Consider the following 24386-nt stretch of genomic DNA (forward strand, 5'->3'; position numbering starts at 1 on the left):
TTACGTTAAGATATGAATAGATTAATAGTTACTGTTTTCACCCTTTGTTTATCAACATCTTTAATGGCATTGCCACCAAATGATAAATTAGCTATCCAAAGGGAAATTAGCAACTATTTCTTAAGATATGATAATGGCAAAAACTCTCTACCAGAACAAATAAGAATTCTAAATTTCGATATAGATGACAATGCTAAGACTATTAAATTAGAAATTAGCAATTCTTTTGCCGCACAAGAGCTGACGCAGAAATCGGTAAAGAAAATATATAAGAAAATTAGCCATATATTTCCTTCTCAATACAATCAGTATAAGATGATAATAATATCTTGTGGCATGCCTATAGAGCAACTTGCCACAGATGCTACTATTGCTGATAATGAGACTAATAAGTTCTGGGGAGATATAGATTATCATGATCAGCCTTGGGTTACAAATGCATCCCTACCTTACAGCATTACGCATGGACTCTATGACCGACACATCTCTTTGTGGGCGAGTCATGGACGATATTATGACAATGACAAGAGAGTATGGAAATGGCAGCGTCCGAATATGTTTGGCACTACCGAGGATCTGTTCACACAAACTATCGTTGTTCCCTATCTTATTCCAATGCTGCAAAATGCCGGAGCTTGCGTATTTACACCAAGGGAACGTGATTGGCAGAAAAATGAATATATAGTTGATAATGATATTTCTAAGGCTCCAAACTATCTTGAAGTCAATGTTAAGGGCGAATGGAAAGAGTTTGAAGGTAAAGGATTCTCGTTCCATGAAGGAACATATAAGAATGGAGAAAATCCTTTTGAGCAAGGTACTGCCAGAATGATAAAGGCTACCAAAAGCAAGAAAAAGTTTTCTCTAATTTCATATCAACCTACATTCGCTTCTTCAGGAAGATATGCTGTATATGTAAGCTATCAGACAACAGAAAAAAGTGTTCCCGATGCTGAATATATCGTATATCATAATGGAAGTGAAACCCATTTCAGAGTCAACCAGACTATGGGTGGCGGAACTTGGGTATATCTCGGAACATTTGACTTTGCCTCAGGAAATAATCAATACAATCGTGTCGTAATAACAAATAATTCTCGCAACCATGGAGTCGTAACAGCTGATGCCGTTAGATTTGGTGGTGGTATGGGAAATATTGAACGTGGAGGAAGCGTAAGCGGATTCCCTCGTTGCCTTGAAGGCGCACGCTATTCTGCACAATGGGCAGGAGCACCAACGAGTGTTTATGACAGCAAGGAAAATGACAATGACTACGGCGATGACATCAATGCAAGACCCTACATGAGCAATTGGCTTGCTGGCGGTTCATGTTATGTCCCAACTATTGAGGGAAAGAAGGTTCCTATAGAATTGTCTCTAGCTGTACATAGTGATGCTGGATTTGACAAAATCGGAAATAGTATTATCGGTTCACTAGCTATATGCACAACAAACTTTAATGAAGGCAGACTTAATTCTGGAGTTTCAAGAATGTCATCATACGATTTCGCAAAATCTCTCCTTGATGGATTTGACAGAGATTTAGGAGCAGCTGTTGGTAAATGGAGTCGCAGATATCTATGGGATAAGAATTATTCCGAGACTAGGAATCCAGAAGTTCCTTCGGCAATTATAGAGACATTGTCACATCAAAGTTTTCCTGATATGGAATTGGGACAAGATCCTAATTTCAAATTTTGCATGGCCAGATCATTGTACAAGACAATTGTCAGATATATTAATAATGCACATGGCAAACCAACTGTTATTCAGCCACTTGCACCTAATGCGTTCAAGATTGAGTTTATTGATAGAGATGAAGTCAAATTGTCATGGAAGGCAACAGAAGATAAGTTAGAACCTTCTGCCTATCCTACCGCTTACAATGTATATACAGCTACAGGAGAATCTGATTTCGATAATGGGTCGTTAGTATTAAAGAACTATACCATTCTGCATATAATACCTGGCGTCCAATATAATTTCAAGGTAACAGCTGTTAATCGTGGTGGTGAGAGTTTCCCTACAGAAATTTTATCAGCCCTTTATCAACCTTCGGCAACCAAAACAGTACTTGTCGTAAATGGCTTTGATCGCCTTTCGGCTCCTGCCGTCATCGACAATGATAGCATTCAAGGTTTCGATTTCAACAAAGATCCAGGTGTGTCTTATGGTCTTACAGCAGGTTGGAACGGCAAGCAAATATGTTTTGACAAAAAGAAAATCGGTATAGAAGGTCCTGGTGGACTCGGATATTGTGGAGATGAACTGGCTGGTAGTTTCATAGATGGTAATGATTTTGATTATGTTAAAGAGCATACTCAGGCTATAGCCACTGCTGGAAAATATAATGTAGTAAGTTGTTCCGCAGATGCAATAGAAAGGGGCGACATCAAACTATCAAATTATACTGCAGTAGACTTGATACTTGGTCTCCAGAAATATGATGTACATTCTTTGAAATATTACAAGACATTTACTCCTGAAATGCAGAACGCTTTGCAAACCTATTCACAAAATCACGGTAATATTATCGTCAGTGGAAGTTATATTGCAAGTGATATGACAACAGACAGAGAAAAGATGTTCTTGAAAAATACATTGAAAGTAACTACTGCAGAGACGGATTCTACAAATAGTGACATGCAGATTAACGGACTTGGTAAGCAGTTCTATTTATTCAGAGCTCTTAACGATGCTCATTATGCAGCAACATCATCAGACGAAATAACACCTGCACCAGGCGCTATATGCGCCATGCAATACAACAACGGTAGCGGTGCAGCTGTTGGTTATCAAGGCAAAGACTACAATAGCTTTACCGTTGCATTCCCTTTAGAGTGCATTGCCTCAAAGAAAGAACGCAACGACATCATGAGAGGTATTCTCAACTATGTCATGCCTGACACCGTAAAATCGAAATAGAAAATACAGTTAAATATATGTTTAATCTTTAAATAAATAAAACCATGTATAAAATTCAAGCAAATCAGTCTGGTACACGTTCAATAGAAATCACTGACCAGCATTTGGAGACTATCGACAAATATCAGTTAATGCGCAATCTTGTCGACAGCAATGGCATCATTGACGAGATTGTACTTGATAAGTTGAAATTCAATGTGCGCTCACTCATTGAGAGTGAAAACGGCAACGACAAGAATCTTCTTGATTTATGTCTTGACGTAATCTATAACGCTAATATGAAGGCAGTTGGACTACACAATTTCGTATTGTTGTATGCTGACTGGAAGAGTAAGCACAAAGAGCTCGAAGTGGATAGTCCACAGGAAGCGTAGTTAATAATATGGCTTGACATGTTTCGGCATGTCAAGCATTAAAATTTAAAGATAAGATTGGATTCAGAACAATACAAATTGACAGATTTCCTTCCAACTACAAAGAAAGAGTGTGAACTCCGTGGTTGGGATGAACTTGATGTTATTTTATTTTCGGGTGATGCGTATATTGATCACCCTTCTTTTGGCGCTGCTGTTATTGGCAGAGCCCTTGAAGCAGCAGGTTATCGTGTAGCTATCGTGCCACAACCTGACTGGCATGGCGATTTCAGAGATTTCAAAAAATTAGGACGTCCAAAACTCTTCTTCGGTATTTCACCGGGATGCATGGACTCTATGGTAAACAAATATACAGCCAATAAGCGATTACGCTCTATTGACGAGTATAGTCCGGACGGTCGCCACGACTGCCGTCCTGAGTATCCTACTGTTGTCTATTCACAGATATTAAAGAAGATATATCCTGACATACCAGTTATTCTTGGAGGTATAGAGGCATCAATGCGCCGTCTCACCCATTACGACTATTGGCAGGACAAACTACGCCGTTGCATTCTTTGTGACAGTGGCGCAGATATGATATTATATGGTTCAGGTACCAAATCAATTATTCAGGTAAGCAAAAATATTGAGTCTGGAATGTCAATCAATGACATGCACAATATTCCCCAAACAGTCTATCTCGCAAAAGAGGATGATATCTATGGCGGAATAAAAGAAGACGATATCATTCTTCATTCTCATGAAGAGTGTCTAGCTAACAAGAAAGCTGAAGCTGAAAACTACAGACATATTGAGGAAGAATCAAATAAGATTCATGCACAAAGATTGCTCCAGCAGACTGGTAAAGTATATGCTGTTGTAAATCCTCCTTATCCCACAATGACAACCGAGGAACTAGATGCTTCTTTCGATTTGCCATACACCCGACTACCACATCCTAAATATAAAGGCAAGAAGATTCCGGCTTTCGAAATGATAAAGTTTTCCATCAACATGCATCATGGCTGTTTTGGTGGTTGCGCTTTCTGTACAATATCTGCACATCAAGGTAAATTCGTTGTGTGCAGAAGTAAGGAAAGCATCTTGCGAGAAGTCAAGAAAGTAATCAGTATGCCAGACTTTAAAGGCTATCTTTCCGATCTCGGAGGACCGTCCGCCAACATGTATGGTATGCATGGCAAAAATCATAAAGCTTGTGAGCTTTGCAAACGTCCGTCGTGTATCAATCCTCAGGTGTGTCCTAATCTTGATACCGATCATTCACATCTGCTTGACATCTATCATGCCGTAGACGCATTACCTGGAATAAAGAAAAGTTTTATAGGAAGTGGTGTCCGCTATGATTTACTGTTGCATAAGGGAAAAGATGAAAAAGCAAATGCTTCAGCACGTGAATACACTCGTGAACTGATAGAGCATCATGTGAGCGGAAGATTAAAGGTTGCTCCAGAACACACTCAGGATGATGTCTTGAGACTTATGCGCAAACCTTCTTTCAACCAGTTCTATGAATTTAAGAAGATATTCGATCGCATAAACAAAGAAGCAGGATTGAAGCAGCAGATTATACCATATTTCATTAGTTCGCATCCTGGATGCAAGGAAGAAGATATGGCAGAGTTGGCTGTACAAACTAAGGATCTTGATTTTCATCTTGAGCAAGTGCAGGATTTCACCCCTACTCCAATGACGATCTCCACAGAGACATGGTACACTGGCTACGATCCATATACATTAGAACCGGTGTTCAGCGCCAAGACTCCTAGAGAAAAACTTGCACAGCGCCAGTTCTTCTTCTGGTATAAGCCAGAGGAAAGAAGAAATATAGAACAGGAATTGCGTCGTATAGGCAGACATGATTTGATAAAGAAGTTATATCCTAGTGGTCCTGCGCGAACAGATAAATTCCATTCTGACAATGAAAGAAGCAGTCGCAAGCCTACGCATAGCCGCAATTCTAAATATGAGGATCGTCCTGTAGGTAGCACCTACGATAATCCTGGTGTTGGCTCTTATGACAAGACTTCAAAATCTAAAGGTTATAAAGGTAAGAACAAAAAGAGTTATAATCCTAATTTCAGTAATAATAATCATCGAAAATAATGTCTTAGCATCATAATTTCTAGGTATTTTAATGGCAAATAAATAAATATTTGTTTATATTGCACTTATTTTTAGTACTTTTGCAAATAGAAAATAGCAGGTATAAAATATGAAATTATCAGATTTAAAAACCGGAGAACATGGTGTTATTGTAAAAGTAACAGGTCATGGAGGTTTCCGAAAGCGCATAGTTGAAATGGGCTTTATCAAGGGAAAGAAGGTTGATGTATTATTAAATGCACCTCTTCAGGATCCAGTGAAATACAAAATAATGGGCTACGAAGTATCTTTACGTCGTACTGAAGCTGAGATGATAGAGGTTGTGTCAGAATCTGAAGCCAAGGAAATGAGCAGAGTTTCAAGGCATGAATATAAAACAGCTGAGATTATAGATAGCACTGATATTGACGAGCAACCGCTAACTGATGAACAGTTGGAAGAAGCTGCAATCAAACGCAGCCATACTATCAATGTCGCCCTTGTTGGAAATCCAAACTGTGGTAAGACATCACTTTTTAATTTTGCTTCAGGAGCTCATGAGCGTGTAGGCAACTACTCTGGTGTAACTGTTGATGCAAAGGTTGGGCATACAGAATATGAAGGTTATGAGTTTAATCTTGTCGACCTTCCTGGTACTTACAGTCTTTCAGCTTACTCACCAGAAGAACTATATGTTCGCAAGCAGATCATCGAAAAGACGCCTGATGTTATTATAAACGTCATTGATGCTAGTAACCTTGAACGTAACCTTTATCTCACAACACAACTCATTGATATGCACCTTCGTATGGTGTGTGCGTTAAATATGTTTGATGAGACCCAAAAGCGTGGTGATAATGTTGATTACAACAAACTTTCTGAGCTATTTGGTGTTCCAATGGTTCCTACCGTATTTAAGGACGGAAGCGGAGTCAATGAAATGTTTCATCAGATAATAGAGTTATATGAAAGTAATGAGGATGACAAGCCACATTTCCGCCATATACATATCAATCATGGACACGAAATAGAAAACGGAATAAGTCACATACAGGAATATCTAAAGAAGGACGAAACTTTGCGCCAGCGATATTCCACACGTTACCTAGCAATAAAACTCCTTGAGAATGATGCTGAAGCTGAAAAGAAAATAAAGGCTTTGCCTACAGCAGATGCTATATTGAAGGCACGTGATGCTGCTGCTCAAAGGGTATTGGATGAAACAGGAGACGACAGCGAAACCGCAGTGATGGACGCAAAGTATGGTTTTATCCATGGAGCACTTCAAGAAGCACAATACGAGACTGGAAAGAAAAAAGATACTTATCAGATGACTCATTACCTTGATAATATCATCACAAATAAATATCTTGGATTCCCTATCTTTATCCTGATGCTATTTATCATGTTTACAGCAACATTCATAATAGGTCAATATCCAATGGACGCTATTGAGGCAGCAGTATCATGGTTGGGTGATTTAATAGCTAACAATATTCCTGATGGACCTGTTAAGGCGATGCTTGTAGACGGAATTATAGGAGGTGTTGGAGCTGTTATTGTATTTCTACCACAGATTCTTATCCTCTATTTCTTTATCAGTTTCATGGAAGATTCAGGATATATGGCACGTGCAGCATTCATCATGGATAAAATAATGCACAAGATGGGACTTCACGGCAAGTCGTTCATACCGCTTATTATGGGATTTGGATGTAATGTACCAGCCGTAATGGCAACAAGAACCATTGAGAGCAAGCGCTCACGACTCATAACAATGCTTATCATTCCGATGATGAGCTGTTCAGCCCGCCTCCCTATCTACGTAATGATAACCGGAACGTTCTTTGCGCTGAAATATCGCTCTCTCATTATGTTGTCATTATATGTAATCGGCATCGTAATGGCAGTTGTGATCAGTCGTATTTTTAGTTCATTCCTTGTCAAGGGCGAAGACACTCCGTTTGTAATGGAGCTTCCACCCTATCGCTTCCCTACATGGAAGGCTATAGGCAGACACACTTGGGAAAAGGGGAAACAGTATCTTAAAAAGATGGGTGGCATCATCCTCGTTGCAAGTATCATTGTATGGGCATTGGGATATTTCCCTCATAACGAACATCTGTCAAAGCAGCAGCAACAGGAACAGAGTTATATCGGAACAATTGGAAAGACAATAGAACCGGTTTTCAGACCTATGGGCTTTGATTGGAAACTTGATGTAGGACTCGTTGCCGGTGTTGGAGCTAAAGAAATTGTAGCAAGTACTCTCGGTGTACTCTACAGTAATGACGAAAGCGTAGCTGACAATTCTGATTCTGGCAGTAAATATCAGGCCCTACATCGTCAGATGACATCAGACATAGCAAAAGTACATAACATAAAATATGAAGACGCCCAACCTGTGGCAACACTCACAGCTTATTGCTTCTTATTATTTGTGTTACTCTATTTCCCATGTATAGCCACAATAGCAGCTATAAAGGGAGAAACAGGAAGTTGGAAGTGGGCTTTGTTTGCAGCCGGCTACACCACGGTCCTTGCATGGACGGTAAGTACAGTTGTATATCAAATTGGAATGGTTTTAATATAGAAACAGATGCAAAACGTTAAGTTGTCCATATTATCATTGTTAATGCTGGCAGTGCCTTGTAAGGCCCTGTCACAGCACTATGAGATATTAGATGATAACATTGCCTCACTACAGGTTATGAATGGCAACGACTGGCAAAGTCTGTTACCCATTATCACTCTTAATAGCAGTGATGTAGTAAACATCGGTTTTGACAACTTCAACCATGAGTATCATAGATATACATACAAGATAGAGCATTGCGAATCAGACTGGTCTATTTCCAATCAACTGTTTACAAGTGATTATGTCACTGGATTTTCAGAAGGAATACCTATTGAAGACATTTCTCAGTCTGTAAACACAACTGTTGAATATAGCCATTACGCATTTGCAATACCAAACAGCAGATGCAGCATAAAGTTGAGTGGCAATTATAAGGTCACTGTTATGGATGAAGACGACAACAACCGAGTTCTTCTTGTTGCCTGTTTTATGGTTGTCGAACCGCTTATGAATGTTGGTATGGCATATAGAACCAATACTGATATTGACATAAACAGCACGCATCAGCAGGTTGATATGACCGTATCATATAACAATGTGACCGTTTCCAATCCCGACACACAGATAAAGACCATCGTTATGCAAAATGGCCGTTGGGACAATGCTCGCATCAAAGCCCGACCAGACAATATTATGCCAAACGGAATGCAATGGAAACACTGCAAGGACTATATTTTTGATGCAGGGAACGAATATCGAAAGTTTGAAATTCTTGATGTCTCGCATCCTACGATGGGTATTGAAACAACAGACTGGGACGGAAATCACTATAATGCATATATCTGGCGTGATGAACCAAGGTTAAACTATATATATGATGAGGATGCAAACGGTGCATATTGCATAAGAAATAGCGATAACAACGAAAACGATCGCCTTTCAGAATATGTGATAACTCATTTCACATTGAAGACTCCTCCTACTGATCATGACATATATATTGACGGCGGATTTACAAACAACAGTTTTCTACCAAAATACAAGATGACCTACAATCCGTCTACAGGATATTATGAAGACTCCGTATTATTGAAACAAGGATATTATTCATATAAATATATTATGCTCGACAACAATGGAAAAGCAAACAATCTGCAATCAGAAGGCAGCTTCTTCCAAACGGAGAACAGCTATCAGTCGTTGGTGTATTATCGAGGAAACGGAGAACGAACCGACAGACTAGTTGGCTATGCAAATCTCAAGAATAATAAATGAACAAAAAGGATGATACATAAAAAAGGATCAAACCCATATTCATGGATTCAATCCTTTCATTATTATCGTCGGAAAATATTATTTAAAGAATCTCTTGTATAGACCAGCGAAACCTGCTGCATGACGAGCCTCGTCCTTAGCCATTTCGTGAATTGTGTCGTGAAGAGTATCGTTGCCTTCAGCCTTTGCAAGCTTAGCGAATTCAAACTTTTCAGCGCATGCGCCCTTCTCAGCAGAGATACGAGCTTCAAGGTTAGCCTTTGTGTCAGCCAAAACCTCACCTAGAAGTTCTGCGTAGCGGCTTGCGTGATTAGCCTCTTCATAAGCATAGTGTTCAAAAGCTCTTGCTATTTCAGGATAACCTTCACGATCAGCCTGTCGAGCCATTGCTAGATACATTCCAACTTCACTACATTCCCCAGCGAATGTTTCTTTGCAGTGCTGTATAAGTTCCTTAGATACGCCTTCTTTGTAAGCTGCGCCTAGATAATGAACAGTTGCGAAAGTCAAGTCATCGTCAGCAACTTCTAGTTCTTTAAACTTGCTCTTGTCAGCTTTACAGATTGGACACTTTTCAGGAGCTTCAGTACCTTCATAGATATAACCACATACAGTGCAAATAAATTTCTTCTTCATAATCTTTTTGTTATTTAGTTGATTACTAATTGTTATTTTTTTTCTATTGCAAAGATAGAATAAAAACATTCAACCTACAAAAATAACCCCATAGAATTTATGAATGCTAAAATAAGATTTATCTATTCTTTGCCAAATCTGTCGTGTTATTAGCGCATTTACAGTCGATAGAGAATCCTTATCAAACATTTGTATATGATAGAGAACACAGACAACAACTCCATAAACTTTTTCGATTTATGCTAATATTAAAGTGATAGCGAGAATTGAGAAACGCTACTATACAAAAAAGGATTGAATTCACATAATGTAAATCCAATCCTTCCAGCTATTGCAAAATTGAAATCTTATTTAAAGAATCGCTTATATAAACCAGCGAAACCTGCCGCATGACGAGCTTCGTCTTTAGCCATTTCATGAATTGTGTCATGAAGAGTATCGTTACCTTCAGCCTTTGCCATCTTTGCGAATTCAAACTTCTCAGCGCATGCACCCTTCTCTGCAGAGATACGAGCCTCAAGGTTAGCCTTTGTATCAGCCAAAACCTCACCTAGAAGTTCAGCATAGCGACTTGCGTGATTAGCCTCTTCGTAAGCATAGTGTTCAAAAGCTCTTGCAATTTCTGGATAGCCTTCACGATCTGCCTGTCGGGCCATCGCTAGATACATCCCCACTTCACTGCACTCACCAGCGAATGTTTCTTTACAATGCTGAATCAATTCCTTTGATACACCTTCCTTATAAGCTGCACCTAGGTAATGAACTGTAGCGAGATTTAGATCATCGTCAACAGATTCCATTTCTTTAAACTTGCTCTTATCAGCTTTACAAATTGGACATTGGTCTGGAGCTTCTGTACCTTCATAGATGTATCCACATACAGTACAAATAAATTTCTTTTTCATAATCGTTTATGTATTAAGTCTATTATTATTTTTTGTATTGCAAAGATAGATTTAATATTTTCAAACTACAAAAATACCCCCATAGAATTTATGAATACAGAAATAAGAATTATCTATTTGTCTTTAAATTTGTATTGTCATTATCTCGTTTATGTCTGATATATAGTTGCCACTTCGGTGTTCGCTTTTGGAATGCCAGTTCTGTTTCCCCTCGCCTTCCACTGCCAGCCTAATGCTTTTAATTCCATAGCGGTGATTAAGTTTGTCTATTGTGTTCATCAGTTTAAATCTTTGTGGGCGATTCTGTATATCATCAAAAAGGTTTTGCTGAATGGCGGTATCGTTTGTTATATCACTTAATACGACTCCAGCTTTCTTGTAGCAGATGCCTTTTATATAGATGTCATCAACAATCTGCAGGGCGGCTTTTGTTATCTCGATTGTGTCAGATGTGGGAACAGACAAAGTTACTGTAAGTGAATTACTATACGGCCGCAAGTCTTCCCGAAATCTACTAGTCATGATAAACACCGTTACTGCACTGGCTACAGAATGTTGACCACGAAGTTTGTTTGCACTGCCTGCTGCGAAATTCGCCACTGCAGCTCTTAACGAACTAATGTCGGTCACCTTTTCACCAAAGCTCCTACTCGTACATATTGATTGCTTACCTGCAATCTCTGATGTGTCTATACATGAAATTCCATTAAGTTCCTTCCACGTCTGCACCATAGGAAGACTAAACCTGCTTTTAATCCATGATTCTTTCTTGTCTGCTAGTTCCAATGGAGTGTGCACTCCATAGTATTCCAGTTTAGGCAATGTTCGCCTTCCTATTCCCCATACGTCAGAAAGTTCCATCATTGAAAGGGCTTTACGTCGTTTCTCGTCTGTGTCTATCATGCATACAGAATTATATCCCTTATAATTCTTCGCAAACTTACTGCCCATTTTTGCCAAAGTCCTTGATTGAGCAACCCCTACCGATACAGGTATATCAGTATATAGTTTTACTTTCTCGACAACCATTCTCATATAATCCTCCTGATCATACTGTTTATCGTAACCGTCAAGAAAGCAGAAGCTCTCGTCAATACTATAATTCTCTACATGGTTAACAAATGAGCGAAGAATATTTGTTACTCTTCTGGACATCGCAGCATACAGATACATATTTGTAGAAAAAATAGCAACGTTGTTATACTTCACAAGATCGCGCACCTTATATATAGGATCACCACGATGCAATCCTATCGCCTTAGCCTCTGGAGTCAATGCGATAATGCAGCCATCATTAGATGACAACACGCATACCGGCTTACCATTCAATCCGGCATGAAAAGCCTTCTCTACAGAACAGAAGAATGAATTACAGTCAACCAGTGCAATCATATATTTAATATTTCGGTTTACTTATGATATAAGTAACAACGCCCCATACGCTGAATGAATCATTTTCGTTCAACTTTATATTCGGATATTCAGGATTAGCAGGAACTAACCATTTCTTCCCAGCAATTTCCTTAACACGCTTCACAGTATATTCCCCATTCAGTTCACATACCGCAATCTGTTTTTCAGTTGGTTGTCTGTTGCTCTTGTCAACAATCAGAATATCGCCGTCATGAACTCCTGCTTCGATCATCGAATTTCCTTGCACTCTAATCAAGTAAGATGAATCAGGATTTGGACAAAGCATTTTCAGCAGTTCAATATCCTGTGCCATTTCATCATTATTCAAAGGAATAGGAAAACCTGCCACAATCTTAACATCAAAGAAAGGAACATTAACAGGCTTCACCCTATTAGCAGGAATCACCTCACCTAGTTTATCAATCTTCGTTTCTTCAACGGATGTTTGTCGAGCCTGCAAAATACAGTCACGTATAAACTCGGTTTTATTATCGTGTGCATCAATAAAATCGGCGACATCTCTATCTGCCCGAAACGCATACAGTTTGTTATCGCCTTTCGGTCTACCGGCTCCTTCACGTCTGCCCCCACGCTTCTCCTTCTTTTCTTCGTTCATCGTTCAAATAATTAACGCTACAAAGATACAAAGATATTTTGAATTCTGTTATACAGTTTTCAAAAAACATAGAAACAAAAGAGCTTTAGCATACTTAGTTTATTCTCACACGCTTCACCAGAACCCTTTTACCTTTTACAATCTTATATGTACTTTTATATACCCCATTAACAACTAAGAAAGGTTTTTTAGTCATAGGCTTCTGTATTGGGTAACTTTTATCAAGAGACTTATGTGTCTTTCTATCACATATTTCTCCATCAACGATCTCATATTTTGGATTATGAGCATCTATATGAATTTTGACGTTTGGGCAATTTCTCGTGATAGACACTCCTATCTGTGTGGCTGATGCGGGAATATACAAGTTTTCAAGACGAGAACATCTTTCAAATACAGAATAACCGATGGTATCAATTGTAGCGGGAAGTTTCACGTTCGTAAGATACGAGCAGCCAATAAAACTACAGCTCAATATATTTGAGACACCTTCTGGTATTTTAATATCTAGCAGCTGAGAGCAAAGAGCAAAAGCATCCAACCTGATTTTCTTAACCGTAGGCGGTATGTCTACCTGATTGATACCATAACCAAACTTAAAAGCATATCTGCCTATCGTCTCCAACTTTTCTGGCAGTTTAACGTAAGTGAGCCCCGCACAGTAAGTAAATGCACTGTCAGGCAGATAAGTCATATCAGTGGCACTGAGATCAAGTGTTCTAAGGTGACTAGACTGTTCTTTATCATACTTCGCTATTGTTCTTAGCCAACGTACATCGTCATCATTAATGGAGCCCACGATAGAAAGATGTCGTATCTGTCTCCAAGGTCTATTCTGCATCATCGACTGTAGTGTTCCTGCCTGTTTTACATTGATAGTATCTACATGAGGCACATAAGTGGAGTCACCTATATCTATGATCGCTACATTCTTTTGAGAATATTGATAGAGACTATCCAGGGGATAGTAACCATCATGATGTCCATTCCAACCAAGATTTATATGTACTAGGCTACCTTTCAAACCATCCAGAATAAATAGATGCCCGCTCTTTTTCGACTTACCAGAAATGATAACGGGTCTACCCTGTCGGAGTTCATTCGTAATCAGACTGTTCCACTCCTGTTTTCCCTCTTCGCCAAGATACTCATTGCGCTTTACTATGTTCATATAAGGGCTACAATGAAACAACTTCTTCATGGCATTCATACCCTGCATAGTAGATGTACTACTCGCATCCTTTCCGTATCGTGTAAAAGCAGAGATACCACAATCCCGAATAAGTTCCGGCGCTGAATTACTTTTGATACCAAGATAATTTAATACCTGAGCCATTGCAACAGGTCCACATCCAGCGAGTGTACGATTACCAGCACAATCTAGAGGGCACAGAGAATTATAGGGATTACCTTGTCCCCAGTTTGTCTGTATCATTGGAGCTACGTCCTGAGCATGTATATGGATGGTTGCAAGCAGTAAAAAGATAATAAGGTAAATATGTCTATTCATTTTATTTAGGAATACAGTGGTTATTTTTATAAGTATTGCAAAGGTACAAAAACATTCTAAGCTAGGCAAATTTAGGGCTAAATATTGAGATAATAGATGTTTGATTAAATTCTTTAGTTCCAATATTATCTATGATATTGGGTATCTCGTCACCAGAAGAGTAATGATTGATTTTTTTTATTACTTAAATTCAAAGCACCAGTCGGGAAACTATATCATCTTTTCCTCAACGGATGTTTGTCAAGCCTATACAATACAGCCTCACCCTGAAAGGCACGCCTTTCGGGGTGATAGCTCCTTCACGTCAACTTTCACGTTTTTTGTCTTTATCTTCTTAGTTAAGACCTAATACAAAGATCTTGTCAATTCAAATATTGAAATGATTTCAATATTACCTATATTATATTTATCTAACAAACGATTAATATATTCAGCAGACCATAATGGATGCACAATTATTCCTCTTACTTGAGAGTTCTCATCGTAGGCTAAATAAAGTTCGCCATTGTTTTTAATATTAAAATGTCTTTTGCGCAAAAGATATACAAGATTTTTGTCAAGCATATCTTTCCAATAATCTACATTAAAACTAATTTCCGCAGCATCATTAGCTGATAGTCTTGCTAAATCAAGCCCTAAGCGCCAATCTAACAATGCATGGTTCTGTTGGTTTGAATAATCTCTAATGCAATCATAGCATGATGATAAACAACTATCTCGGTGCTGAGAATTTAATAAATGTTCATACAAATATCCACCTTCTAATAAAGGTTTTATCATTGCGTCAAATGGTATATTTGGATATTTTCTGCCACTTAAATAGTTACAGTAACCAGAACCATTTTCAAGTTTTTCAACTATAAAGACTTCTGGCTTATGAGTGACAGGTGAAATGCCATAGCCAATTTCTAGCTCTGTTGTATCTATATCCAAATATATTGCAATAGATCTTCGCAATAAATACCCCCAAGAATAGAATGCAGACTTAACCGCAATATAGTTCTCATTCTCTGATAATGGTACTAAACATATATTGTCTGGAACTTCGATAAAGCCAAGAGTCATAACCCCAGTAGTTTTTGTAACAACAAATGCTAATTTCTTTCTAGATTTTAAGGGCAAAGAGTCTTTTATCTCCTGAGGATATGCATCTGGAGATATCCAAATATCATCGCTATTTAATCCAAAATTATATAGCTTACCATTATTGTCATTTACAAGGTGAACTAACCCCTGGTCTGGGACTATATTGTTTCTTATCTGCAAATTATTTACTGGGGAACAATCTTCAAGATGATCTTCACAGTCTAGTTTTATATCACTATTAGGAGTATACCAATCAAAAGAGCCATTAAAGTCCTTAGCCTCCATATTATAATCTACGCAAAAACCTAAAGGGGAACATACATTTATTCTCTCCATAGGTTTCGAGCAAATAGGACATGTGGCTTTATCGCTCTCTATAGATAAAGTAGAATAGCCACAATTCTTGCATCTAAAAAGTGGTTTACGATAAACATTTAGACTATTTTCTTTCAAAGATACCATATTTTGGCGATTGTATTTATAGTCAGCCACACCAACTGCCTTAAAAATCTTTTTATCTTTTACAAGTTCATGCCCAGGAGCAAAAGAATTAATAGCCATGTCTAAGTCTCTAGTAACGATATCTTCAGCCGGCAATTTGTCAGGTTTGTTCAAATATAAGTTCCTTGTTCTTGTAGGAAATCCAAACATGGGTAACATACCTGCATTGGCCAACCTTTCACTCAATGAATCTTGAGTAAAGTCAGTGCTGGAAGCAATATCAGATATTCTACCAATAAACTCAGTTTGCATATTTTTCAAAATAGATTTCCTATCATTATCTGTTATAAGAGTCTCTTTTGTTACAACCTCAATAATATGTTTAATCTCATTAGTATGATATTTTATCCATTTTTCAGCAATAAGCTTATTCGTTGGTTCCCAATCAAAAACATTTCCAAAATTACCATGAATATTATCATTTGCGGAAGAAACTTGAGAGTTCAAGAATACGTGATAAAGCACTTCCTTATAAATAATTCTTTCAGCGATCTCTTTTATTCTAACCTCAAGATAAGGATCTTTTGGAGAGGAAGACACCATGCGTTCAGGTTCTTGATAGTGTGTCTGATCATGACTACTTCCTTTTGCTATAGTCAACGCTACTGCTAGTGGGTTACCTCTTCTCCCTGCTCGACCTACACGTTGTTGATAATTAAAACGTTGTGGTGGCACATTACCCATCATAACTACAGATAAAGAACCAATATCAACACCAGCCTCCATTGTGGTGGTGACACTAAGTAAATCAATACCATCAACAATTGGTGTTTCATCATTAAGAAAAATATCTTGAAATAATCTCTGACGTCTACGCGAGTCTGACTTAGAAGTTTGTCCTGTCATTTCTTCACAATGTAATCTATAGATATCATTTGTATCATTTACCAACGACAAATAATAATCTTGAGGATCCTGTAAGTCTTGTGCTGTTATAGTTTTATGAATTGTCAATCTACTTTGACAATTGGTACAGATTCCATTTGATGGCTGAAGATGTACTGTTTTACATATTGGACATATCCAATATTCCATTCCCAAGTATGATTTAACAAATGCGATTCCCTTACCTGTTAGCTGTATGTAATTCTTATCAAGAATCTCCATACCACGCATAGTCTCTTTCAGTAATTCTATTATTTGCCTCACATGTTTACTACCATAAATAGAATTAATCATCTTTCTAACAGACATAGGGAAGGACTTTGGAGTTGGATACTTTGAATCATATCCTGTGATCCTCCGCTTTTCTCCAAGAATTCTAACAGTAGAATTTATAAGTTGCTCTAGTCGATTATCCATATTATTAGTTTGAATACAAGAAATATATCCCAACTTCATCGCTTCAAAAGATTTTTTCTTGTTAGCAAACAAACTAATTAGCAGTTCCTGTCTGTTTGCAAGACAAATTTTATTATAATATTCTTCGGCATAATCTCCTAGACCATCTTTTTTTCTATATTCTTTGAAATCAAACAAATTCCACCATGCTCCTGAAAATAAATTAGTAGATAAAGAAGGTTTAGGCCCTGCCGGATTAGTTCCAATTTTTAACAGACCACTAAACACATCAGAAGTTATATATGGGAAACCTATATTTTCAATATTTTTAAACTTAAATTTTAGTTCTATAGCCTCTTGTTCAGTTAATCCATAGCGTTTACTCCGAATCATTTGGATCAAACTAGCATATATATTTTTATTACTAAGAGCTATCATTTTATCGTTTTCTTCTCTAGACTGTATAATTCTATCTTTCGCCTGAAATTGTTTTAGGAAATTAATAACTTCGTCATCGCCTTTCAAAGCATGAAGCATAAGCCACCGAACAACATCACGATAATGATCTAATTCTATTCCTGCCGATAACTTTGCCGCAGCTTGACGACTATCAGAAAACAAAATAACTTTAGCCGTTTCATCCTTAGCATTTTTCATTGATCTTATTAAAGAGTCAGCTAAAACTTGATTTACTTTTTGCAAACCTACGCTATGTCTTCTCAATGGTGTGATGCTATTTTGATCAGTAATTTTATATTTTACTTCGCACTGTGGACAAACTACAGGAAATTTGGTTTCATTCTCTGATTTTTGAATCCGAAGGAGATATTCTCCGCGCTTATCTTTTTTATATTCTCCAGTTAAACTATTATAGTTAACATTCACCCATTCTTCTTCAGAAATCACATGACCCTTCCAAAGAACTCCATACATGGCCTTGCCGATAGGCATATCAGCACTAAGATACGTTTTACCGTTTTTATTAACAATATAACCTCCTAAAAATGCCTCTCCACAACTTTCACATATGATTACTTCTAATGCAGAATGTCCACAACTACAAATTGAGCGTGGATTCTTATATAATTTTCCTAGTAATCGTCCTTTAAATCTATTTTCTTGGCTTACACAATCACAGACTTGATTAGAACAAGCCCATAGACCATTTATAGCACGAAAAAAGAAGTGTACTCTAATTGGTAAAATAAACCCTTTATTACCTTTAGATTTACAAATAATCTTAAGTACAGAAGCAACAAATAGTAAAGCATTCTTTCCTGACACTCCCATTCGTGTTGCCATGTTTATTATATCTGTAGCTGCAATTTTACCATTATCACCATACATAGAAAATATAATCCATTTGTCTAAACTATATTTTTCAGAAACTTCATAAAAACTTTTACAATGCAACGTATGCAATAGTGTCTCTTTTTTTTCTTGCTCAGTCTTACTCGGGTCAGCATACTGAACTAAGGCGTCAATTGGCAATTTTGTCATAGGTTGTTGTGGGATAGATTGTTCATCTCCTGAGAATATACAGAAACGATCTTCAAAGTCAAATTTGTTAAGACCAAAGAACTCACAAAGAAAATCTTTTGTTTGATCATTCATTTCTAGAGATGCACTTGTTGCAAGGAATTGAACCTGAGGAGAATCTGGTGTCAAGCCTAATCTGTCTAATAAAACTCTTATTAGATATGCAACTTCTGTTCCAGATGTTCCACAATATGTATGCAATTCATCAATAATCAAATGGAAAACATGTTTAGGATCTTCTTCAAGCCACTGCTTTGTACTTTCAAAAATAGGTGATTCTATTTCCCTCATCAACATAACATTAAGCATGCTATAATTTGTTATCATTATATCTGGGGAATTATCTTGCATAGACTGACGACTCCACATTTCACCATTGTCACATTCCATACATGGCACATGATAGAGTAATTCTGTATTCTCAGACTTTTGTGCCGCTAAATTCGCAGCTTCCCAATCAACCTCAAGTTGTTTTTTTTCATATTGCAACTTATTCTTTGTATTTTCACTATTACCACTAACAGGAGTACTGCCAGTATACCTACCAAAATAAAACCGGTTCCCTTGACGATTCCTATCTAGCCAATCTAATGCTCCTTTATTATTAGTTCTACGACTATTTAGACATTTACGAAGCCTAATCATTTGATCCTCAGCCAAAGCATTTAACGGATACAGAATCATTGTTCTCATAGCCCTGGTTCGCTCACTTCCCCATTTTTTTGATTCTGTTAGCAAATCTGCAATAATAGGGAGAATAAAACATTCTGTTTTACCAGAACCAGTACCAGTCGTTACAACTATGTTTTTTCTATTAATAAAAGCTTCCTTTAGAGAATCATATTGATGTGAATATAAAACTCTTTTTTCAGATTTATCATTATAAAATAGACCACATTGTACGAATTCCGACAAATCATTAGATATATTTTCCTTACAACAGAATTCATCTATAGAGGCTTTGCCTTTATATTGAGGGATAAGTTCAACAATTGGTGATTTGCATATAGTTCCTGTTTCAGACATCAAATCACGTCTCTCACTATTATAGTGTTCATCAAAGAAAGGAATAGCACTATTAATATACTTTAAATAGGTTTCCTTTAAGTCTTCATATATTTTTATAGGATCATTCATATGAAATTGATTTACATAATATTTTATTTAACTCTTCAACAATTTCTTTCGAAATATTATCAAATATATAATAATCAAAGTCACGAGTAGGTTTGCCTCCCCTCAATATGGACTCAATGAGTAAAATCCGATATAAAATTATTGGGAAGTGGATTTTTTTTACTCTTAAAACATTTTTTTCAGAACTATAAGAACCATTACACTCTTCACATATAACTCTACTATAACAAAAAGCTAAATTATTAGCTTCTGGAGCAGTATCCCAACTTGGAATAGATACAATTTTTCTGTTCGGGTAAATAAAGTAATTGTAAGCAGTAGAATCTATCCGTTTTGCAATTCCAATATTTTTCTTTTTACATTTAAAATCGAAGTTTGTAAAGTCATTTATAGTAAGTCTATTAAAATTATCAACTATTTTGTCTATTGAAGGAATGCTTTTAAGAATAGACTTAGCGTAAAATGTATACTCAATAGAAAAATCATATTTGGGTCTAACATTTGAATAATAAACAAAAGGAAAATCTGTCTCATCTTGGTATTTTTCATTAAAAATATTTGTGTAGACATATCCACATTTCCCCTTTATTAATAAAGGCTCTGTAACTCTAAATTTTCCATCGCCAATTGTATCTATATTACCTTGAATAAACAATGGCATAAAAATTTTCCAGGCGGGACGTTCATCTTCCCCTAAGTGATATTGCTGATTCAAATATTTGCAATAAGACTTAATAACATTATAACTCACTAGTCCCTTAAAACTCATCCATCCGAGTAAAAGACTTTGGGCTTTATATAAATTAGTATTCATCATCTATTAAATATGATTCGTAATCACTTGAAATCAAAGGTGAACTTTCGCGTATTTGCATTATTTGTATAGCGCTCAGGTATCCATTATTGTCAGGTTTCATTCTATTAAAATGTCCTTCATTGCACTCATTTATTGTATATTTTGTTTTAGTTAGACAACCAAAATTGCTTATACATTGTTTGGCAAGTGGCAATCCTTCTTCATCAGTTGAAATTAATAATATTCTGAGGTTTCCTGGAAATTTAATGTCCGTTCCTGGAAAGGTGTCTTCTAACCCTGTTATCATATTTACAATAGGTTGTAAATAGCAAGAAATATAAGATGTATTTATATTCTGCATGACAAAGAAATGTAATTTTGTTGGCTCTTCAGATGAAAGTCTAACAATATCCTCAAACCCATTGTTCCATACATCAAAAAAAGAACGAACCTCAGGCGTTACATTAAACATAAAATATTTACAGCAACCGATTGCATTCAACAAACTAGCGACGATTTTTCCATCAGAAAATAACAACACGTCATAACCAACTAAGAGTCCAAATATTTTTTTAGATATATTAGGCAATCTATTGTTACATTCCAAATAATGACTTAATCGCAATATGAAATTATCATCCGATTTAATTACTTCGCTTTCTAAGTCAATAGTTCGTATGGAATGTGTAGAGATATTTTGAACACATTTTTTTTCAAGATTAGAATTATTAAATATTGAAAAAACATCTTTTACCATTCCAAAGTTTCTGACTATTTCTTGTTTGTTATCTGATAACCTTTTAAAAATTTCAGCTTGATGTTTAATAATTGCATCGTTTTTTTCAATAGTTGAAATCTGGTCTTTAATATGGATATTTAAGACACGTTCTTCTTCTAATAACTTAACCTTAGCCTTTCCTAATTCCATTTGAGCATTCTCTGCAAGAATATTAATTTCGGCTATTTTCTTTTCTGTTCTTGCTTTTGCATCTATAATTTTTTGCTCATTATCTATTTTAAATTGTTTAAATGCATTTGTAAATTTACCACCTTCTTCATTAATATAATGCTGATAGTTGGCTTCCACAGATCGTTCAATAAGCTGGTTCATAATTGGACTTGCAACTAACTGCTTTAACTTCTCATAAGAAAATGAGAAATCGTCAACAATTTCACTAACTCTATTAATTCTTGAATTAATTATAATTTTTGGCGTCCCCTTTATACCAATTATAACTTCTCTTATTGCTAGCATTAAATTATCAGAACTACCACCCCCAATTAATTCAAGCCAAGTTTTTTTGAGCACTTCTCCAGTTATCCAACAGCACAAGGTCTTATTCGACATCATATCAACATATTCTGGTTTCAAAGAAATAGTGTCTTTAATAATGAAATAATGCCTATCATCAGCGGTTACAAAATTATCAAAATCACTATCAATTAAATCGTTTAATTTCCACCTAGAAATATAATGTCTATTAATACTTTCATCTATCTTATAAACATATTTATCTACACCAATATAGAATGCGCCATCTTTAGTATACTTAGCTTTCAATTCATCATATGATTGTGCAATGTCGGTTGATATAGTATTTCTAACATCTAATATAGGTATACCATATTCTTCAACTATACCATTGTTCCAGTCCCAAATATAATTATCCTTGCCATTATTATTTGAATGTTGAACACCTAGAAATACACATTTATGAACAAGATTGGGACATTTTCCTTGAAAATGTGGGGCAAAAACTCGACCTTGACTAGGAAACATTTCAACTGCCTCTGATGGTGTAAGGTGATTAAACTTCCAATCCGTATCTAAATAGCCTATTACAGATATTCTTGCATTATTGGAACTCGATGGTTCAGCAATTCCAACTATTTTAATACTTTCTATTTCCATATTTGTTTTTTTCTTTGATTAGATAATTAATATTATTTTTACGATATAATATATCAGAACACCATTTTCTAAGTGGAGTTATTGTTGATATATATGAATACTTGCTAAAATCTAAGCCTACAACTAACCCTTCTTTAGTTGTTTGCCAACAGTATGGCCGTTTGTTTTGTAGATCCCATCTTTTATTATCATTCCATGGAATGATATCGATATTATCTTCAACTAATGTAAATTCTTTTACTTTATAACCTTTAATTTTTATTTGGTGCTTTCCTTTTTTTAAATCAAAAGTATGCGTCTGTTGTTCAGTATGCGAATCGTACCTAACACCATCAATCCAAAATGCTAATGCTACTTTAGTTATCAATATTGGTGGAGCCCCAACTATATATGTGTTTGGTCTAAGCTTAAAGCCTCCAACTATAGAATATGGACGCTCTTCACCGTAAAATTTTTCATACAATTCATATTTTGGATTTATTCTTATAATTCTAAATAATCCAATGGATGCAACAACATTTCTACCTAAATATCTAGCACCATTTCCTATATATTCAAGCAATAATGCGTCTGCATTGTAGTCATCAATATATCTAGTTTCATTCCACCAATTATCATAATCAGGATCTTTTTGGAATACTATTACATTACTGCGTTTCATATTATAATATGGTTTGAGAAAATCAAAATTTAGTCTAGATTTTAACTGAATTTCTTCAACTAACTCTCCATTATATATACTCAGTACATCAATAAACCAATTTTCATTATCATAATACAAGTTTATATTATATTTTGGTTCTGAAACTATTGACTCTTTGCTTACTCCATAGCAAGTAGGTTTTAAATATTCACCTGTCCACGACAAAAAATATTGATATATTTGCTCATTAGCACGACTTCGGTCATCAGAAAGAATTCTTATAGCTCGTCTAGAATAATATGTTTTTTCATGTCTGATACCAATTAAAGACCAAAATTCATGTTCGCTCAAGTCTTCATTGGGATTTAAGCATTTTTCGATAAATAAGTATGCAATACTTTTTAGATCTTGGCGGTTAAGAATAAGAGAAGAATGTACTTTGGGGTATTGAACATACCTATAAATTCCTGTTGTTGGTTCGCATACGTTGGTTATTATAAACGATTTGTCATTACACCACTCATAATATCGTGTCCAAATATCATCCTGATTCTCACAAGCCCATTTTTGCCAATCATTAACTTTTATATCTAAGACATCATTATCACATATTCTATTTCTGAAGTTGGAAGAAGAAAAACCATCTGCAGTATCCATCTTTGATGCTGCATACATTTGGATAGCAATAATACCTAATATTTCTTCTATACTCGAACATCCAGATATATTATAAAATCTCTGGCAGCTATGTACAGAATCAAAGAAGTCTTTTATACTACATTTTTTGACTTTGCAGAATTGTTTTATGTAGTATTCATCTATGATAGGGAATATAACCTCGCCCCTTTTGTCATCAGCAAAGAAGGTATCAAGAACGAATTTTCCCAAAGTTGAATATGGATCAGTCATTATTTTCTCTTATTTTTCAATATACTATATTATTAAAGGTTATAAAATAGCAACGCTTCCATGTATAGTCCTGCAAAGATAGCAATTACAATCAATAACTATACCTTTATAATATTAACTTGCAAAATTTTTGATAAAATTACTCGTTAAATATTTAGAGCAAAAACATGTAAGAATCTTGTCTATTTTTTATCACATTCAAGTTGGTTTTCCACATCTTTAAAATTTTAGTCCATTAATTTACGTTTAAAGCACAAATATATGA

Annotated in this window: 14 protein-coding genes; 5 read left to right on the forward strand and 9 right to left on the reverse strand. The window is 36.0% G+C overall.

Annotated elements, in window-relative coordinates:
* Nucleotides 1-12: 12 nt before the first annotated feature.
* The 5 genes from prwr041_RS12940 to prwr041_RS12960 all read left to right on the forward strand — a co-directional run bounded on the left by prwr041_RS12940 (nucleotide 13) and on the right by prwr041_RS12960 (nucleotide 9237).
* On the forward strand, nucleotides 13-2925 hold the full coding sequence (locus prwr041_RS12940) for a golvesin C-terminal-like domain-containing protein (protein ID WP_207154204.1): 2913 nt from the start codon (nucleotides 13-15) through the stop codon (nucleotides 2923-2925).
* Nucleotides 2926-2969: 44 nt separating this feature from the next.
* Nucleotides 2970-3299, forward strand: coding sequence for a hypothetical protein (locus prwr041_RS12945; protein ID WP_207154205.1), 330 nt, complete (start codon nucleotides 2970-2972; stop codon nucleotides 3297-3299).
* A gap of 57 nt (nucleotides 3300-3356) precedes the next feature.
* Nucleotides 3357-5405, forward strand: a complete 2049-nt coding sequence (locus prwr041_RS12950) for a YgiQ family radical SAM protein (protein ID WP_207154206.1) — start codon at nucleotides 3357-3359, stop codon at nucleotides 5403-5405.
* A 109-nt stretch (nucleotides 5406-5514) separates the two neighbouring features.
* Nucleotides 5515-7977, forward strand: coding sequence for a ferrous iron transport protein B (gene feoB / locus prwr041_RS12955; RefSeq protein WP_207154207.1), 2463 nt, complete (start codon nucleotides 5515-5517; stop codon nucleotides 7975-7977).
* Nucleotides 7978-7983: 6 nt separating this feature from the next.
* Nucleotides 7984-9237: a type IX secretion system plug protein gene (locus prwr041_RS12960; protein ID WP_237072248.1), complete on the forward strand. Its 1254-nt coding sequence runs from the start codon at nucleotides 7984-7986 to the stop codon at nucleotides 9235-9237.
* A 78-nt stretch (nucleotides 9238-9315) separates the two neighbouring features.
* On the opposite strand, the gene prwr041_RS12965 is transcribed toward prwr041_RS12960, so the two are convergent.
* The 9 genes from prwr041_RS12965 to prwr041_RS13005 all read right to left on the reverse strand — a co-directional run bounded on the left by prwr041_RS12965 (nucleotide 9316) and on the right by prwr041_RS13005 (nucleotide 24121).
* Nucleotides 9316-9873, reverse strand: coding sequence for an NADH peroxidase (locus prwr041_RS12965; RefSeq protein WP_207154208.1), 558 nt, complete (start codon nucleotides 9871-9873; stop codon nucleotides 9316-9318).
* A 347-nt stretch (nucleotides 9874-10220) separates the two neighbouring features.
* Nucleotides 10221-10778 (reverse strand): NADH peroxidase, encoded by a 558-nt coding sequence (locus prwr041_RS12970; RefSeq protein WP_207154209.1) that lies wholly within the window; start codon nucleotides 10776-10778, stop codon nucleotides 10221-10223.
* Between the two features lie 123 nt (nucleotides 10779-10901).
* Nucleotides 10902-12170, reverse strand: coding sequence for a Y-family DNA polymerase (locus tag prwr041_RS12975; protein WP_207154210.1), 1269 nt, complete (start codon nucleotides 12168-12170; stop codon nucleotides 10902-10904).
* 4 nt (nucleotides 12171-12174) lie between these two features.
* Entirely contained in the window at nucleotides 12175-12807 is a 633-nt protein-coding gene (locus tag prwr041_RS12980; RefSeq protein ID WP_207154211.1) for a LexA family protein, read from the reverse strand.
* 94 nt (nucleotides 12808-12901) lie between these two features.
* The gene (locus tag prwr041_RS12985; protein WP_207154212.1) at nucleotides 12902-14317 is read right to left on the reverse strand and encodes a C10 family peptidase; all 1416 of its coding nucleotides are present in this window, start codon (nucleotides 14315-14317) and stop codon (nucleotides 12902-12904) included.
* A 345-nt stretch (nucleotides 14318-14662) separates the two neighbouring features.
* Nucleotides 14663-19861 carry a DEAD/DEAH box helicase gene (locus tag prwr041_RS12990; RefSeq protein WP_237072249.1) on the reverse strand — a complete coding sequence of 1733 codons (5199 nt, stop codon included), beginning with the start codon at nucleotides 19859-19861 and terminating at the stop codon, nucleotides 14663-14665.
* Complete coding sequence (locus tag prwr041_RS12995; protein WP_207154213.1) at nucleotides 19854-20678, reverse strand: hypothetical protein; 825 nt, start codon at nucleotides 20676-20678, stop codon at nucleotides 19854-19856. Before prwr041_RS12995 ends, prwr041_RS12990 begins: the two co-directional genes overlap by 8 nt.
* Nucleotides 20665-22569, reverse strand: coding sequence for a hypothetical protein (locus prwr041_RS13000; protein WP_207154214.1), 1905 nt, complete (start codon nucleotides 22567-22569; stop codon nucleotides 20665-20667). The genes prwr041_RS12995 and prwr041_RS13000 overlap by 14 nt, the downstream gene beginning before the upstream one ends.
* On the reverse strand, nucleotides 22550-24121 hold the full coding sequence (locus tag prwr041_RS13005; protein WP_207154215.1) for a hypothetical protein: 1572 nt from the start codon (nucleotides 24119-24121) through the stop codon (nucleotides 22550-22552). The genes prwr041_RS13000 and prwr041_RS13005 overlap by 20 nt, the downstream gene beginning before the upstream one ends.
* Nucleotides 24122-24386: the final 265 nt, after the last annotated feature.

The organism is Prevotella herbatica (genome assembly GCF_017347605.1).
GTDB lineage: Bacteria > Bacteroidota > Bacteroidia > Bacteroidales > Bacteroidaceae > Prevotella > Prevotella herbatica.

Excerpts from the sequence above, each read along its gene's own strand:
- prwr041_RS12940 (WP_207154204.1), top strand. The coding sequence starts at position 13 with ATGAATAGATTAATAGTTACTGTTTTCACCCTTTGTTTATCAACATCT.
- prwr041_RS12945 (WP_207154205.1), top strand. The coding sequence starts at position 2,970 with ATGTATAAAATTCAAGCAAATCAGTCTGGTACACGTTCAATAGAAATC.
- feoB (WP_207154207.1), top strand. The coding sequence starts at position 5,515 with ATGAAATTATCAGATTTAAAAACCGGAGAACATGGTGTTATTGTAAAA.
- prwr041_RS12960 (WP_237072248.1), top strand. The coding sequence starts at position 7,984 with ATGCAAAACGTTAAGTTGTCCATATTATCATTGTTAATGCTGGCAGTG.
- prwr041_RS12965 (WP_207154208.1), bottom strand. The coding sequence starts at position 9,873 with ATGAAGAAGAAATTTATTTGCACTGTATGTGGTTATATCTATGAAGGT.
- prwr041_RS12970 (WP_207154209.1), bottom strand. The coding sequence starts at position 10,778 with ATGAAAAAGAAATTTATTTGTACTGTATGTGGATACATCTATGAAGGT.
- prwr041_RS12975 (WP_207154210.1), bottom strand. The coding sequence starts at position 12,170 with ATGATTGCACTGGTTGACTGTAATTCATTCTTCTGTTCTGTAGAGAAG.
- prwr041_RS12980 (WP_207154211.1), bottom strand. The coding sequence starts at position 12,807 with ATGAACGAAGAAAAGAAGGAGAAGCGTGGGGGCAGACGTGAAGGAGCC.
- prwr041_RS12985 (WP_207154212.1), bottom strand. The coding sequence starts at position 14,317 with ATGAATAGACATATTTACCTTATTATCTTTTTACTGCTTGCAACCATC.
- prwr041_RS12990 (WP_237072249.1), bottom strand. The coding sequence starts at position 19,861 with ATGAATGATCCTATAAAAATATATGAAGACTTAAAGGAAACCTATTTA.
- prwr041_RS12995 (WP_207154213.1), bottom strand. The coding sequence starts at position 20,678 with ATGATGAATACTAATTTATATAAAGCCCAAAGTCTTTTACTCGGATGG.
- prwr041_RS13000 (WP_207154214.1), bottom strand. The coding sequence starts at position 22,569 with ATGGAAATAGAAAGTATTAAAATAGTTGGAATTGCTGAACCATCGAGT.
- prwr041_RS13005 (WP_207154215.1), bottom strand. The coding sequence starts at position 24,121 with ATGACTGATCCATATTCAACTTTGGGAAAATTCGTTCTTGATACCTTC.